Source organism: Methylibium sp. Root1272, from assembly GCF_001425905.1.
GTDB lineage: Bacteria > Pseudomonadota > Gammaproteobacteria > Burkholderiales > Burkholderiaceae_C > Methylibium.
In genome coordinates, this window is sequence record NZ_LMDY01000014.1 from 245,326 (window position 1) to 261,068 (window position 15,743).

The window sequence follows — 15,743 nt, forward strand, 5'->3', positions numbered from 1 at the left end:
GCGGCGCCCGCTCCCACGGCCTGACTCACACCCGACGCGGTCGTTTGCCTCAGACAAACAGCGGAAAGCTCTCGAAGCGCCCCCGCAGCACGGCCTGCGTGTCTGTGCGGCCGAACCAGCCGTCCATCACGGTGGCGTAGGTGCGTCGGAAGTCGGTGGTGTGGCGCAGGTTGTCGTCGGGCGTGCGCTCGGTCAGGCTGACTGGGCGGCCGTACTGCCCACCCTTCACCGGCTTGCCGACGATGAACATCGGGCCGGCGGTGCCGTGGTCGGTGCCGAGGCTGGTGTTCTCGGGCACGCGGCGGCCGAACTCCGAGAACGCCATCAGCACCACGTCGTCGGCGCGGCCGATGCGCTCCATGTCGCGCATGAAGGCCAGCACGCCGTCGGACACGTAGGTCAGCAGGCGCTGGTGCAGGTCGGCCTGGTGCACGTGGGTGTCGAAGGCGTTGTTGCGGTAGGCCACGTAGTAGAGCTGCGTCGGCAGGCCGGCGGCGATCAGCGAGGCCACCTTGGGCAGATCGACCGGCAGCACGCCGTAGTCGACCGGCGTCGAGTACCTGGACCACGCCTGGCGCACCAGCTCGGAGGCATCGCGGGCGCTGCGGGCGATGTCGCGCAGGTAGCGGCGGTTGCCGCTGTCGGCGGCGTCGGCCTCGTCGACGCGGTCGAGCAGACCGCGCTCCTCGAAGAAGCCCTCGCGGACGAACTTCTCCGGGTCGTCGAACACCACCGGCACGTGGCGCCGGCTGCGCACCGCGAGCGATTGCGTGGCGTCGATGTTGACGATGAAGTTGCTGGCGCCGTCGGGTCGCATCGCGTCGGCCAGGCGGCCGACCCAGCCGTACTCCTCGCCGCTGTTGGGCGCCGCGGTGTGCCAGTAGGCCATCGACGAGAAATGCGAGAAGTTCGGGTTGTCGTAGCCGCAGCCGTGCACGATGGCGAGCCGGCCGTCCTTGTAGAGCCGCTCGAAACCCGCCAGGCCGGGGTTGAAGCCGTGGTGGTCGTCGATGCGGCGCAGGCGCTGGGCCGGGATGCCGAGCTTGGGCCGTAGCCGGTAGTAGGTGTCGTCGGCGTACGGCACCACGGTGTTCAGGCCGTCGTTGCCGCCCGACATCTCCAGCACCACCAGGATGCGGCGCCGGTCGGACGCCGGCACCGCGGCCGGCTGCGCCCTCGCGGCGAAGGCGGAAGGCAGCACGAGTCCGCCGAGGCCGGCCTGCAGCAGCGCGCGCCGCGTCAATGCGGCGCGTGCGGGCGTGTGGGACGAAGCGCTCATCGCAGGTCCTTCCTCTTCATCCGAGCTGGTAGTCGGGGCTGGCGAGCATCAGGTGCAGCAGCATGCGCAGGCCGTCCTCCATGTAGGTGGATGCGCGCTCGATGCGGTCGGTGCCCAGCTCGCGGGTCAGGAACTCGACCCAGGCCGCGCGCTGCGCGGCGCTGATCGGCGCGCTCAGGAAACGGCGCGACAGCGCATCGACCGCGTCGGCGGTGGTCCGGCTGCCGCTGGCGACGACGAGGCCGCTCAGGTCGACGCGTGCCATGGTGCGCGGGATCGGCTTCACGACCTCGACCGCCTTCTGCCAGCCGCGGTAGCTGCCGTAGCGGGTGTTGAACTCCTCGTCGCGGTCGCTCATGCGGTTGGACATCGCCATCGCCTCACCGCCCGCCATGTCCTTGCCTTCGGGCAGCGTCGCCGCGGTGATGTCGAGGCCGCGGGAGATGCGCTCGTGCACCGCCTGGATCTCCAGGCCGGTGGCGTTGGTCGGGAAACGGTCGTGGGGCAGCGCGGTGAAGTCGGGGAACAGCACGTCGCGCGCGAAATTGCCGCGCTCCATCAGCAGGCCCGGCGTGATCCAGCTGCGGCCGTAGGCCCAGCCGGCCACGGTGGGCGGGTACAGCAGATGCTGACCCAGCGCGCCGGTCACGTCATTGAAATCGGGCACGCCCGGCACGTCCTTCAGGCCGAGCTTGCGGTAGGTCGAGACCACCAGCTCCACCGGGCTCTTGATGCGCGTGCCCACCACGTCGGGGCTGTAGAAGTCGCGCGACAGGAAGATCGTCTCGAGCAGCGGCGCGATCTCGTAGCGCTGCTCGCGCAGCACGGTGCCGAGCTGCCTGCGCAGGGCCGGCGTGATCTCGTCGCGGGCCAGGTAGCGGTAGATGCGCCCGGCCAGGTACTCGGCCGTGACCGGCTGCTCGAGGATCAGGTCGATGACCTGCACGCCGTCGAACGGGCCGCGGCGTCCGAACACGAGCTTGTCGCTGTCGTCGTGCTGGGCGCGGTTGACGACGAAGCGCAGGTCGTCGTAGTTCCAGCCGGTGAAGGCGCGCGCCGCCTCGCGGATGTCGCGCTCGCTGTAGTTGCCCACCCCCATGGTGAACATCTCCATGATCTCGCGCGCGAAGTTCTCGTTGGGGGCGCCCTTCACGTTCACGCCGGCATCCAGGAAGGCCAGCATCGCCGGGTCCTGGGCCACGCCGACCATCAGCTCGCGGAAGTTGCCCAGGCCCTTGGCCTGGAACAGCTGCAGTTGCAGCAGCATCTTGCGCGCGTCGCGCACCTTGTCCTCGTGGGTGGCGAAGTGGCCGTGCCAGAACAGCGCCATCTTCTCTTCCAGCGGCCGCTGCGTCAGCAGCATGCGGTTGGCCCACCAGTAGGCGACGCGGTGCGTCTCCAGGCGGCTGGCGCGCAGCCAGTAGAAGAACTTGTTGACCACCGGTTGCAGGCGCCGGTTGCCCTCGGGCTTGGCGGCCACGCCGAGCGCCTGGCCGCGCGCCTTGGCCGCCTCGGTGGTGGCCGGCCGGCTGGCGGGAAACGGTTCGAGGCCGGGCTCGTGGATGTCGGAGGCATCGAACGGCGGCAGGTGGCTGTTGTCGATGCCCTGCGGCCGCACCAGCGTGGCCACCGCCTGCTGCGGCGTCATCGCGGCGAAGCGCGCGATCTCCTCGGGCGTGGGACCGAAGCCGGCCCGTTCGAGCAGATGGGCCGCACGCTCGGCGTTCCACTGGTCGGCGGTGATCGGCCGCAGATCGCCGCTCCACGCGGCCGGGCCGGCGCCCGGCGCAGCGACGGCGACCGCAGCGCCGGCGGCCAGCGCAAGGCCGATCAGGGCGGACCCGACAAGACGGTCGACGCGGCGGCACAGGGACATATCGACATCCGGGCTGGTGGATCAGGTCACCCCGTTCGGCGGGGCGTGGCGATTCTGATCCCGGGTGAATGCATTTGCACGCCGCGGCCACAGCGCGGGCAAATTACCCGACGCCGCTGCAGCGGCGTCCTAGGCCAGGTCGACCCCGAGCTCGGCCGCCAGCCGCTGCAGCTGCGCCCGCAGCAACACCACCTCGGCCTGCAGGCGGTGCTGGTTCGCCCGCAGCGCCTGGATCTCGCCGGCCGTCACCAGATCCTCGGGTGCGCTGCCGGCCGGCGCTGCGGCGGCCACGTCGGGCGGGCCGCCCAGCAGCTGCGCCCAGCGAGCCTCGCGCGAGCCCGGCGCGCGCGGTAGCTTCACCACCAGCGGCGGCTCGCGCAGTGCCAGCTCGTCGAGAAAGCCCTCGACCGACGAGATGTCGGCAAAGCGGTGCAGCCGCTCGGTGTTCGCCCGCAGCTCAGCCGCGGTCTGCGGCCCGCGCAGCATCAGCAGCGTGAGGATCGCCGCGGCCTGGCTGGGCACGCCCAGCACGCGCTGCAGGTTGTGCTCGTAGCGGGCCACGCGGCTGCCGCTGACCTCGATCACCAGGCTCAGGCGCTTGAGCTCGTCGACCGCCGCGAGCACCTCGCTCTCGGTCGCGCTGATCACCGGTTCGCGCGCGGTCTTCTGGTTGCAGCCCAGCACCAGCGTGTTCAGGCTCAGCGGGTAGCTGTCGGACACGGTGTGCTGCTTCTCGACCAGCACCGCCACCACGCGCTGCTCGATCAGCGACAGCACGCGCAGCGCCGCCCGCGCGGGCCGGCGGTCGGTGGCATCAGAGACCGAATCCATCGTCCGCCTGCAGCACCGCGCCGTTGATGAAATGGCTCTCGTTGGCGCACAGCATCAGCAGCGCGGTGTCCAGGTCCTTCGGCTGGCCGACGCGCTTGCGCGGCATCATGTCCACCAGCTTCTTGCCCTGCTCGGTGCCCCAGTGGTGGTGGTTGATCTCGGTGTCGATGTAGCCGGGGCAGAGCGCGTTCACGTTGATGCCGAAGCGGCCCCACTCGAGCGCCATCGCGCGCGTCATGTGCACCACCGCCGCCTTGCTCATGCAGTAGACGCCGATCTGGCCCAGCACCTTGAGCCCGCCCACCGACGCGATGTTGACGATGCGCCCGCCGGTGAAGGTGCCCGGCGCCGCGCCCTTGGCGCGCGCGATCATGCGCTTGCCGACCTCCTGCGCCACGAAGAAGGCACCGCGCGTGTTGGTGTCCATCATGAAGTCGTAGTCCTCGGGCGTCACGTCGATGAGCCGCTGCGTGGTGCTGACGCCGGAGTTGTTGACGAGGATGTCGATCGCGCCGCACTCGGTCTCGGCGTGCGCGACCGCGGAGCGGATGCTGTCGGGGTCGGTCACGTCGACGCCGACCACGTGGGCGTCGCCGCCCAGGCCTTCGATCTCGGCTCTCAGGGTCTTCAGCCGCTCGATGCGGCGCCCGCCCAGCACCACGGCCGCGCCGGCGCTGGCCAGCGTCAGCGCGAACTGCGCACCCAGGCCGCTGGAGGCGCCCGTCACCAGGGCCACGCGGCCGGACAAGTCGATGGTATGGCTCATGGGGTCTCCGTTCGTCGCTGCGTCATGTTCTGTGCCGGCCAAGATATCACGCACACGCGTCAGCGCTGTCGCCTGCATGACGCTGTTGCATCCAATCGCGCAGCGACTGCGTATGCGTCTCCAGCAGGGCCTCGGCACCGTCGCTTCCGGGTGAGGGTCGGACCTTGCGGTCCCACCGCAACCCCGAGGAGACAGCATGCTCAACCCGACCCCCCCGCGCACCCGCGGCACCCTGAGGCTGGTGGCCGCCGCGTGCGCGCTGACCGCCGCCGGCAGTGCCGCGCTGGCCTCCAGCCACCGCGAAGCGCCGTTCATCACCACCGCCCCGAAGGTCGATGCCACGGACTTCTACATGTTCCGCAGCTACGAGAGCGGGCGCGCGAACTACGTGACGCTGATCGCCAACTACCTGCCGCTGCAGGACGCCTACGGCGGCCCGAACTACTTCAAGCTGGACCCGAACGCGCTGTACGAGATCCACATCGACAACAACGGCGACGCCAAGGAAGACCTGACCTTCCAGTTCCGCTTCCAGAACGCGCTGAAGGACGTCAAGCTGCCGGTGGGCAACAAGATGGTGTCGATCCCGCTGACGCAGGCCGGTGCCGTGTCCAACGTCAAGGACGCGAACCTCAACGTCGCCGAGACCTTCACCGTCGGCATCGTGCGCGGCGACCGCCGCTCCGGCAGCCGCGCCTCGATCACCAACGCCACCGGCGGCGGCACGACCTTCGACAAGCCGGTCGACAACATCGGCGTCAAGACCATCGCCGACTACCCCGCCTATGCCACCAAGCACGTCTACAGCGTCAACATCCCGGGTTGCAGCGCGCCCGGCAAGGTGTTCGTCGGCCAGCGCAAGGACCCGTTCGCCGTCAACCTGGGCACGATCTTCGACCTGGTCAATGCGCCGGCCAGCGTGATCACCAACCCGGCGAACCTCAATGCCGCGCCGAACACCATCGACGACAAGAACGTCACCACGCTGGCGCTCGAGATCCACAAAGACTGCCTGACCGCCGGCACTGACCCGGTGATCGGCGGCTGGACCACCGCCAGCCTGCGCCAGGGCCAGCTGCTGTCGGGCGCACCGAAGGCCGGCTACCAGACCGCCTCGCTGAACGCCGGACCCTGGGTGCAGGTGTCGCGCCTGGGCATGCCGCTGGTGAACGAGGTGGTGATCGGGCTGAAGGACAAGGACCGGTTCAACGCCTCCAAGCCGCAGAACGACACGCAGTTCCTCGACTACGTGACCAACCCGACGCTGCCGGTGCTGCTGGGGCTGGTGCTGGCGAACGGCAATGCCGCCGCGCTGGCGCCGACCAACCTGCCGCGCACCGACCTGGCCACGGTGTTCCTGACCGGCATCACCGGCGTGAACAAGCCCGCCACCGTCACGCCGGCCGAGATGCTGCGCCTGAACACGGCGATCGCACCGGTGCCGCGCGCGCAGCAGAACCGGCTCGGTGTCGCCGGCGAGGTGCTGCGCGTCGGCGGACCGCAGAACCTGGCGCAGGCGGTCGACCTGGCCGGCTACCCCAATGGCCGGCGACCGAACGACGACGTGGTCGACATCTCGCTCGTCGCGGTGCTGGGCGGCTTGTGCGTGATCAACGGCGACGGCAACGCGCTGGGCCTGAACGGCGTGCCGGGCGTCACCAGCCTGAGTTCGCAGTGCAAGCCCTCGAGCGTGCCGCTGGGCGCCACCTCCGCGGCGGTGCACGATGCCGTCGACCAGGCCACCGTGCCGCTGCTGAGCGCCTTCCCCTACCTGGCGACGCCGATCGGCGGCACCAGCAACTGACCCTCGAGGAGCACCCCATGAGCAACACACGTTTGCGGGCCGCGCTCCTCGCCGTGGCCGCCAGCCTCGCGCTGGCGGCCTGCGGTGGAGGCGGCGGCTCGGCCGAGGACAACAGCGTGGCGCCCGACAGCGCCAGCGCCAGCAACCAGGGCTTCTTCGACTACATCGCCAGCCTGGCCAGCCGCATGCTGGACGACAGCGAACCGGTCGACGTGAGTGCCGTCACGATGCCACCGGACAACGTGGACGACCGCGCGCCCCACCCCACGTCGATCGACGAATGAGCGCCCGCCGCCCCTGCCAGCGCGTGCTGGGCTGGCTCGGGCTGCTGGCGATGGTCTGCGCTGCGCAGGCCGCCGCGCTGCGGCCCGCCAGCGACGACGAGATCGTCGAGACCTTGCCGACGCTCGGTGCCTACGTGAGCGAGCAGCGCGCGCTGCGGCGCCAGTTGTCGGCGCAACCGCGTGACGCGAAGACCGCATTGGCGCTGTCGCGCAGCCTGCTGGAGCGCGCCCGCCACGACGGCGATGCACGGCTCGCGGGCCAGGCCCTCGGCGCGCTGCGCGCCTGGGAGGCCGATCCGGCGCCGCCGGCGGATATCCGCCTGCAGCGCGCCACGCTGCACCAGTACCTGCACGATTTCGATGGCGCCGCCGCCGAGCTGGAAGCCCTGCTCGCCGCGACGCCGCGCCAGCCCCAGGCGCTGCTGACGCTGGCGACCGTCTACCGCGTGCAGGGCCGCTACGCCGATTCGGATGGCGCCTGCGCCCGCCTCGCCGACGCCGGCCAGCCGCTCTACGCGCAGGCCTGCCAGGCCGAGAACCAGGCCCTGCGCGGCGAGAACGAGGCCGCGCGGCGCCGGCTCGACGCCCTGCTGGCCGCACAACCCGGCAACCCCGGCTGGCGTGCGTGGATCCACACCACGCTCGGCGAACTGGAGACCCGCGCCGGACGGCCGGACGCGGCGCTCGCGCAGTTCCGCGCCGCGCTGCAGGCGCAGCCCGATGACGCCTACGCGCACATCGCGCTGATCGACGCGTTGATCGACACACGGGCCTGGGCGGAGGCCGAGCGCCTGCTCGGCAGCGACGACAGCGAGGCCGGGCTGCTGCGCCGGGCCGTGGTCGCCCGCGCCCGCGGCAGCGCCGACGCGGCCCGCTTGCAGGGCACGGTCGCCGCCCGCTATGCGCAGGCCGGCCTGCGACCGGAGGCGGTGGCGGTCCACGCCCGCGAGCGGGCGCGCTTCGCGCTCGACGTCGAGGCGGCACCGGCGCGCGCGCTGGCGCTGGCGCGCCTGAACCTGCAATCGCAACGCGAGGCGATCGACTTCGTGGTGATGCAGCGCGCCGCCACGGCGGCCGGCGACGCGGCGGCGCAGGCCGAGGTGGTGGCGCTGGCGCGGCAGATCGGCCTGCGCGATGCGCGGCTGGGGCCGGGACCCGCCGAGGCGGCCCGATGAACTCAGCGCCGATGCGCGGGCTGCGCGCGCTGCTGGTGGGGCTGTCGGTCCTGGGTGCGCCGCTGCTCGCCGCGGCCCACCAGGCCAGCGACGCCTACCTGCGCGCCGGCGTCGATGCCGATGGCCAGCTGGCGCTGCAGGTCGACGTGGCGCTGCGCGACCTCGACACCGTGCTCGAGCTCGACGCCAACGCCGATGGCAAGCTGAGCTGGGGCGAGGTGCGAACGCGCGAGGCCGACATCGCCGGCCACGTGGCCGACCGGCTGCGCCTGGACGATGGACGCTGCCGCTTGCGCGCGCTGCCCGGCCTGGCGCTGGACCGCAAGTCCGACGGCGTGTACGCGCTGCTGCACTACGCCAGCGACTGCGCGGCGGCCGGCGCGCCCGCGCTGGACTACGGCCTGTTCCGCGACACCGACCCGACGCATCGTGGGCTGCTGGTCGTGCTCGATGCGCAAGGCCAGCCCACCGGGCCGCTGCGCAGCTTGACGCCGGGCGGCGCGCCGCTGCGGCTGGTTCCGAGCGCCGACGCGTCCGGGTCCGCGGGCGGCGTCGACCCGCCCGCCGAGTCGGCTCCCGCGCTGGGCTTCTTCGGCGAGGGGCTGCACCACATCCTGATCGGCGCGGACCACGTGCTGTTCCTGATCTGCCTGCTGCTGCCGTTGGTGCTCGGCCCCGAAGCGCGGCCCGGCGCCTGGCGTCGGCGCCTGTGGCCGCTGGTGGGTCTGGTCACGGCCTTCACCGTCGGCCACTCGGTCACGCTGGGGCTGGCTTCGCTGCGCGTGCTGAGCGTGCCGCCGAGCGTGATCGAGCCACTGATCGCGCTGACCATCGCGCTGACCGCGCTCGACAACATCCGGCCCTTCCTCGGCCGGCGCCGGGCCTTCGCGGCGTTCGCCTTCGGGCTGATCCACGGCTTCGGCTTCGCCGGGCCGCTGATCGAGCTGCAGCTCGCGCCCTGGGCGATGGCGGGCGCATTGCTGCAATTCAACCTGGGTGTCGAGGCGGGACAGCTGATCGTGGTCGCGGCCGCGACGCTGCTGCTGTGGCCGCTGCGCGAACGCGGCCCTGCCGGCGCCTGGCTGCGCAGCGGCTCGGCCTTCGCCGGCATCGTTGCGCTGGTGTGGCTGGGCGAACGGCTGTTCGACTTCAAGCTGCTGCCGCTGTAAGGTGCGTCGGACCGCGCCGGAACAGAATAGAACGATCGTTCTTTTTCGTCGTGCTGCGGCTTAGAATCCGCGCGCCTTTCGGAGGCCCTCCGAAGCGAAGCACAGGAACGAGACATGACGTCGCAAGCCCTCCTCGACCAATACGGCCCGCGCGAGGCCATGGACTACGACGTGGTGGTGGTGGGTGCGGGCCCCGGGGGACTGGCCACCGCGATCCGGCTGAAGCAGCTCGCCGCCGAGCGCGGCCAGGAGGTCTCGGTCGTCGTGCTCGAGAAGGGCTCCGAGCCCGGCGCCCACATCCTTTCGGGCGCCGTGATGGACCCGCGCGCGATCACCGAACTCTTCCCCGACTGGAAGGAGCGCGGCGCCCCGCTCGAGCAGCCCGTCAGCGGCGACGACGTGCTCTTCCTCTCCGCCACCGGCGCCACCCGCACCCCCGACTGGCTGGTGCCCGATTGCTTCCACAACCAGGGCAACTTCGTCATCAGCCTGGGTGCCGTCACCCAGTGGCTGGCCCAGCAGGCCGAGGCCCTGGGCGTGGAGATCTTCCCCGGCTTCGCCGCCGCCGAGGTGCTGTACGACGAGCAGGGAGCGGTGCGCGGCGTCGCCACCGGCCACCTCGGCCTGGGCAAGGACGGCGAGCCCACCGCGAACTTCCAGCTCGGCATGGAGCTGCGCGGCAGGTACACCGTGTTCGCCGAAGGCGCCCGCGGCCACCTGGGCCGCCAGCTCATCGCGAAGTACCGGCTCGACGCGGGCCGTGACCCGCAGAGCTACGCGCTGGGCGTCAAGGAGCTGTGGGAGATCGCCCCCGAGCAGCACCGCCCCGGCCACGTGGTGCACACCGCCGGCTGGCCGATGGACGAGCACACCTACGGCGGCGGCTTCCTCTACCACCTGGCGGACAACAAGGTCACGCTCGGCTTCGTGACGGGGCTGGACTACCAGAACCCATGGCTCAGCCCCTTCGAGGAGATGCAGCGCTGGAAGACCCACCCGGCCATCCGCGCCGTGCTGGCCGGCGGCAAGCGGCTGGGCTACGGCGCGCGCGCCATCACCGCCGGCGGGCTGCTGAGCCTGCCCAAGCTGGTGTTCCCGGGCGGTGCGCTGGTGGGCTGCGAGGCCGGCACGCTGAACGCTGCGCGCATCAAGGGCAGCCATGCGGCGATCAAGACCGGCATGCTAGCGGCCGAGGCGCTGGCCGAGGCGCTGGCCGCCGGCCGCCAGCACGACGAGCTCGCCGCCTACCCGGCGGCCTTCGAGGCGAGCTGGCTGCACGCCGAGTTGCAGCGCTCGAAGAACTTCAAGCAGTGGTTCAAGAAGGGCAACACCGTGGGCGCGCTGATGACCGGCATCGAGCAGTGGCTGCTGCCCCGGCTGGGCGTGCAGAGCCCGCCGTGGACGATCCATCGCACCGAGGCCGACCATGCGCGGCTCAAGCCGGCCGACCAGTGCACGCCGATCGCCTACCCCAAGCCCGACGGCCAGCTCACCTTCGACCGGCTCAGCTCGGTGTTCATCAGCAACACCAACCACGAGGAGAACCAGCCGGCGCACCTGACGCTCAAGGACGCGGGCGTGCCGGTGGCTGTCAACCTGGCGACATACGCGGGTCCGGAGAGTCGCTACTGTCCGGCCGGCGTCTACGAGTTCGTGAAGACCGAGGCCGGCGCCGACCGGCTGCAGATCAACGCGCAGAACTGCGTGCACTGCAAGACCTGCGACATCAAGGACCCGACGCAGAACATCGTCTGGGTCACCCCGGAGGGCGGCGGCGGACCGAACTACGCGGGGATGTGAGCTGGCTGCCGGGCCGACCCGGCGATCGCGATCGACGACGACAAGCCATCAACCGAGACAACAGGAAACCACCATGCCCCAGACTTCGTCGACCAACCGGCGTTTTGTGCTCGCGGAACGTCCCGCCGGGATGCCCACCGCCGGCACCTTCCGGCTGGAGACCGTCGCCATCCCCGAGCCCGGCCCGGGGCAGATGCTGCTGCGCACGCTGTGGCTGTCGCTCGACCCGTACATGCGCATCCGGCTCAACGAGGGCTATTCCTACCGCCCGGGCGTGAACCTCGGCGAGGCGATGGTCGGCGGCACGATCTCGCGCGTGGAGTCGAGCCGCCACCCCGACTACAAGGCGGGTGATCTCGTCATCGCGGCCAGCGGCTGGCAGGACTACGCGCTGTCGGACGGCTCGAACGTCGACATCAAGCTCGATCCGGGCATGGCGAATCCGTCGTGGGGCCTGGGCGTGCTGGGCATGCCCGGCTTCACCGCCTGGCACGGCCTGATCAACATCGGCGAACCGAAGGCCGGCGAGACCTTCGTGATCGCCGCTGCCACCGGCGCGGTGGGTCAGATCGCCGGCCAGCTGGCCAAGGCGCGCGGGCTGCGGGCCGTCGGCATCGCCGGCGGCGCCGACAAGTGCCGCTACGCGGTCGAGGAGCTGGGCTTCGACGCCTGCGTGGACCACCGCTCGGCCGACCTGCCGGGCGACCTGAAGAAGGCCTGCCCCGACGGCATCGACATCTACTTCGAGAACGTCGGGGGCGCCGTGTTCGACGCGGTGCTGCCGCTGTTCAACCTGCACTCGCGCATGGCGATCTGCGGCCTGATCGCGCACTACAACGGCGGCGGCGAATCGGGTGACCGCATGCCGCTGCTGCTGACCTCGCTGCTCAAGCGCCTGAAGACCCAGGGCTTCATCATCTACGACCACTACGCCGAGCACTACGAGGCCTTCTTCCGCGAGATGAGCGGCCTGCTGGCGCAGGGCCGCATCAAGGTGCGCGAGGACGTGATCGCCACGCTGGAAGAAGCGCCCCAGGGGCTGGTCTCGCTGCTCGAGGGCAAGAACTTCGGCAAGGTGGTGGTGAAGGTCGCCTGAGCCACCGGGAGGCCGGGGCGTCCCGCGGGATTGCCCTGCTCGCGCCTTCTGCCGCGCTGACTACAGTCGTGCATCCAGGCCGACGATAGACGGGAATCCCGCATGACGCAGCACACCCTCCAGCAGGCCGCCGACGCGGTCCTCGACACCACCGTCGGCCGCGCCGGCGGCGCGCCCGGCGTCGTCGCGATGGCGACCGACGCGCGCGGCAATCTCTACGAGGGTGCCGCTGGCAGCCGCGAGCTGGGCTCGGACCGGCCGATGACGGTCGACACCGTGATGTGCCTGTTCTCCTGCACCAAGGCCCTGACCGGCACGGTGCTGATGCAACTGGTGGAGGAAGGCCGGGTCCGCCTGGAGGATGCCGCGGCGAAGTACGTGCCCGACATCTCTGCCATCGAGGTGTACGACGGCCTCGACGCCGACGGCCAGCCGAAGACGCGCCCGCCGCGCCGCGCCATCACGCTGAACGATCTGATGCTGCACACCGCTGGCTTCGGCTACGAGTTCTTCAGCGCCGAGGATCTGGCCTACCGTCATGCGAAGGGCATCCCGACCCTGATCGCCAACACCTACGACGCCATCAAGTCGGTGCTGCTGTTCGATCCCGGCGAGCGCTGGAACTACGGCTGCAACATCGACTGGGTGGGCAAGGTGGTCGAGGCCGTGCGCGGCCAGCGGCTCGGCGAGGTGATGGCCGAGCACCTGTTCGCGCCACTGGGCATGAACGACACGGCCTTCGTCATCACGCCGTCGATGATGGCGCTACGCGCCTCGCTGCACATGCGCGCCGCCGACGGCAAGCTCACGCCGGTGCCCGACCTGGTGCTGCCGCAGCCGCCCGAGATGGACATGGGCGGCCACGGCCTGTACGGCACCGTCGGCGACTACATGAAGTTCATCCGCATGCTGCTCAACGACGGCGACGGCGCGAACGGCCGGGTGCTGCGCGCCGAGACGGTGCAGCGCATGTCGCAGAACGGGCTGGGCGCGCTGAAGAGCGGCGGCTGGGTCACGACCAATCCCTCGCTGTCGAACAGCGGCGAGTTCTTCCCCGGTCTGTCCAAGTCCTGGGCCTACACCTTCATGGTCAACGACGAGGTCACGCCCACGGGCCGTCCGGCCGGCTCGCTGATGTGGGCCGGGCTGGGCAACCTGTACTACTGGATCGACCGCAAGAACCGCATCGGCGGCTTCTGGGGCACGCAGATCCTGCCGTTCCAGGACGTGGCGTCCTATCCGGGCTTCGTCGATTTCGAGAGCGCGGTCTATCGCACACTGAAGCGCTGACCGCGCACTCAGTCGAAGCGCGCGCTGATCCCGGTGGTCAGCAGGGTGTCGGTCTTCTCCAGGCCGACGCCGGGCTCGCTGTCGTAGCGCGAGGAGACGCCCACCGTGAGGCTCAGTGCCTTCGTCATCGCCACCGACAGGTCGGCGTCGAAGCGGGCGCGGAACTCGCCGTCGTTCTTCAGGCTCGGGTAGAGCTCGAAGCGCTGCTTGGCCGAGACGGTCTCGGTGAGCTTGTGCGTGGACTCCTCGCCGAGCAGCGCGCTCAGCGCGCTGTAGCGCAGGCGGTCGGCGCCGTCCACCGGGCGCGGCTCGCTGTAGCGGTCGTGCGCGTACTGCAGACCGCCGAACACGTTGAAGGTGTGCTCGGGCGTGTTGACGAACTTGTAGCCCAGGCCGCCGCTCAATGAGGCCCGAAGGTCGAGGTCGGCGATGCCATCGCGCTCGGCGTCGAGGCCGCCGAAGGCGAACACCTCGCGCGTAAGGTTGAAGTCGTAGCGCGTGCCCAGGCGGATCTGGTTGCCCGAGGTCTCGCCCTCGTTCTCGGCGTAGAGCCCGTCGCCGTAGATCGCCCACTTGTCCTCGGGCGTCAGGCGCACGGCCTCGCCCTTGATCGTGAGACTGGTGGCTCGGGTGTTGCCGCTGCTGGCGCTGAGGCCCGCGCCGAGCAGCGCGCGCCATTGGCCGTCGTCCTTGAGCGTGACCTGGGCGGAGGCTGCGGCGCTGCCGCAGGCCAGCAGCAGTGCGAGGGTTCGGGAGGTCTTGGGCATCGGAGCCAGTCCTTTCTGTGGGAGTCGACAGGGGTAGAAGGCCCCGCGCTGGGGTTGTTCCGCAAAATCTTGTGCAACCATCCGCAACGACATGCTGCCATTGCACCACCTCTCCCTCTCGTGGCCCGCCGTGCCGCTCCTGCCGACGACCCGGACCGCATGAACGCCGACGACGCCCGCCACGTGCTGCTCGTCCGCAGCTTCGAGACGCCGATGACCCCGCCCTGGACCGCGGCCGATGCGGCCTGGGCCAGCGAGCAGGCCGCACGCGCCGCCGGTGAGCGGGCGGAACCGGGCGAGCTGATCGCGCAGCGGTCCGGTCTGGCCGTCGCGCGGCTGGCCGAGCGCGAACCGGCGGTGCGTGCGGTGCTGACAGCGACGGCATGGCCAGGCTGGCTGGGCAGCGCGGTGGTGGCTCTGGCGCTGCTGGCGGGTGCTGCGAGCGATGCCATCGGGCCATCGCAGCGCATCAACATCCTCGCGCCGCCGCTGCTCGCGCTGCTGGCGTGGAACCTGGCCGTGTACGCCGCACTCGCGCTGCATCGCCTGCGCCCGGCCGCCGCGACACGGGTCGATGGCGGCGGGCCGATCCGCCGCACGCTGACGCGGTGGCTGGAACGCGCCGGCACGCGAGCGACGCAGAGCGCAGCCGCCGCGCCGACGCTGCGTCGCTTCGTGTCCGCGTGGGCCGAGGCCTCCGCGGCGCTGCACGGCGCCCGCATCGCCGCAGTGCTGCACACGGCCGCTGCCGCGTTCGCGATCGGCGCGCTGGCGGCGCTCTACCTGCGCGGCATCGCCTTCGAGTACCGCGCCGGCTGGGACAGCACCTTCCTGACTGCGCAGCACGTACAGCAGTGGCTGGGCCTCGTGCTCGGGCCGGCCTCGGCGCTGTCGGGCCTGGCGCTGCCTGATGCGGCGCAGCTCGCGAGCCTGCGCTTCTCCGTCGGGCCGGGCGAGAACGCCGCGCGCTGGATCCACCTGCACGCGCTGACGATCGCGCTGGCCGTGCTGCTGCCGCGCGCCGCGCTCGCGCTGTCGGCCGCATGGCGGGCGCACCGACTGGGGCAGCGCGTGCCGCTGCCGCTGGACGAGCCTTATTACCTGCGCCTTCTGCCGGCCCGTGACGGCGAACACCGCCCGGTGCAGGTCCTGCCCTACAGCTACGCGCTGCCGCCGGCACTGCAGCCCGCGCTGCTTGCCGCGCTGGAAAGCGGCCTGGGACCGCGGCTGGACCTGCGCGTGAGCGACAGCCTCCCGCTCGGCGGCGAGGACGAGCTCGCGGCACTGTCGCTGCCACCCTCGCCCCGCGCGGTCGTCGTGGCGTTGTTCGCGCTGACCGCCACGCCCGAGCGCGAGAACCACGGCGCCTTCGTGCAGGCCCTCGCCGCGCGGGCGCCTGCCGGTCAGCGGCTGGTGGTACTGATCGACGAATCGGGATTCCGGGCCCGCTTCGGTGGCACCGACGGCGCGGCGCGGCGCGAGCAGCGGTGCACGGCCTGGCGGCAGATGCTGGGGGAGCTGGGCCGGACGCCGGTGTTCGTCGATCTGTCCGTACCGGACCTGCAGGCGCTCGAGGCGGACATGGGGCTGCAGGGATGAGCCCGGA

At 71.2% G+C, this 15,743-nt stretch carries 13 protein-coding genes; 8 read left to right on the plus strand and 5 right to left on the minus strand.

The window, feature by feature from the left end; all coding sequences use genetic code 11:
• Positions 1 to 49: 49 nt before the first annotated feature.
• The 4 genes from ASC67_RS13650 to ASC67_RS13665 all read right to left on the minus strand — a co-directional run bounded on the left by ASC67_RS13650 (position 50) and on the right by ASC67_RS13665 (position 4,752).
• A complete protein-coding gene (locus tag ASC67_RS13650) occupies positions 50 to 1,279 on the minus strand; it encodes a DUF1501 domain-containing protein (RefSeq protein WP_056321717.1) in 1,230 nt (409 codons plus the stop codon).
• 16 nt (positions 1,280 to 1,295) lie between these two features.
• Positions 1,296 to 3,155, minus strand: coding sequence for a DUF1800 family protein (locus tag ASC67_RS13655; RefSeq protein WP_056321719.1), 1,860 nt, complete (start codon positions 3,153 to 3,155; stop codon positions 1,296 to 1,298).
• Between the two features lie 129 nt (positions 3,156 to 3,284).
• Positions 3,285 to 3,986, minus strand: a complete 702-nt coding sequence (locus ASC67_RS13660) for a YceH family protein (protein ID WP_056321723.1) — start codon at positions 3,984 to 3,986, stop codon at positions 3,285 to 3,287.
• Entirely contained in the window at positions 3,970 to 4,752 is a 783-nt protein-coding gene (locus tag ASC67_RS13665) for an SDR family oxidoreductase (protein ID WP_056321727.1), read from the minus strand. Before ASC67_RS13665 ends, ASC67_RS13660 begins: the two co-directional genes overlap by 17 nt.
• A 196-nt stretch (positions 4,753 to 4,948) precedes the next feature.
• Between ASC67_RS13665 and ASC67_RS13670 the strand changes: the two genes are divergently transcribed.
• The 7 genes from ASC67_RS13670 (at position 4,949) to ASC67_RS13700 (ending at position 13,370) form a co-directional block, all read left to right on the plus strand.
• On the plus strand, positions 4,949 to 6,556 hold the full coding sequence (locus ASC67_RS13670) for a DUF4331 domain-containing protein (protein WP_056321731.1): 1,608 nt from the start codon (positions 4,949 to 4,951) through the stop codon (positions 6,554 to 6,556).
• Between the two features lie 17 nt (positions 6,557 to 6,573).
• Positions 6,574 to 6,840: a hypothetical protein gene (locus ASC67_RS13675; protein ID WP_056321734.1), complete on the plus strand. Its 267-nt coding sequence runs from the start codon at positions 6,574 to 6,576 to the stop codon at positions 6,838 to 6,840.
• Positions 6,837 to 8,015, plus strand: a complete 1,179-nt coding sequence (locus tag ASC67_RS13680; RefSeq protein WP_056321738.1) for a tetratricopeptide repeat protein — start codon at positions 6,837 to 6,839, stop codon at positions 8,013 to 8,015. The genes ASC67_RS13675 and ASC67_RS13680 overlap by 4 nt, the downstream gene beginning before the upstream one ends.
• Positions 8,012 to 9,184 (plus strand): HupE/UreJ family protein, encoded by a 1,173-nt coding sequence (locus ASC67_RS13685; RefSeq protein WP_056321741.1) that lies wholly within the window; start codon positions 8,012 to 8,014, stop codon positions 9,182 to 9,184. The genes ASC67_RS13680 and ASC67_RS13685 overlap by 4 nt, the downstream gene beginning before the upstream one ends.
• 114 nt (positions 9,185 to 9,298) lie before the next feature.
• Positions 9,299 to 10,984: an electron transfer flavoprotein-ubiquinone oxidoreductase gene (locus ASC67_RS13690; protein ID WP_056321745.1), complete on the plus strand. Its 1,686-nt coding sequence runs from the start codon at positions 9,299 to 9,301 to the stop codon at positions 10,982 to 10,984.
• Between the two features lie 73 nt (positions 10,985 to 11,057).
• Complete coding sequence (locus tag ASC67_RS13695) at positions 11,058 to 12,080, plus strand: NADP-dependent oxidoreductase (RefSeq protein ID WP_056321750.1); 1,023 nt, start codon at positions 11,058 to 11,060, stop codon at positions 12,078 to 12,080.
• Between the two features lie 102 nt (positions 12,081 to 12,182).
• The gene (locus ASC67_RS13700; protein ID WP_056321754.1) at positions 12,183 to 13,370 is read left to right on the plus strand and encodes a serine hydrolase; all 1,188 of its coding nucleotides are present in this window, start codon (positions 12,183 to 12,185) and stop codon (positions 13,368 to 13,370) included.
• Positions 13,371 to 13,378: 8 nt separating this feature from the next.
• Here ASC67_RS13700 and ASC67_RS20810 read toward each other — a convergent pair whose 3' ends face one another.
• Complete coding sequence (locus tag ASC67_RS20810) at positions 13,379 to 14,137, minus strand: YdiY family protein (RefSeq protein ID WP_056321758.1); 759 nt, start codon at positions 14,135 to 14,137, stop codon at positions 13,379 to 13,381.
• A gap of 159 nt (positions 14,138 to 14,296) precedes the next feature.
• On the opposite strand from ASC67_RS20810, the gene ASC67_RS13710 reads away from it, so the two are divergent.
• Entirely contained in the window at positions 14,297 to 15,736 is a 1,440-nt protein-coding gene (locus ASC67_RS13710; RefSeq protein ID WP_056321761.1) for a DUF2868 domain-containing protein, read from the plus strand.
• The last annotated feature ends 7 nt before the right edge of the window (positions 15,737 to 15,743 follow it).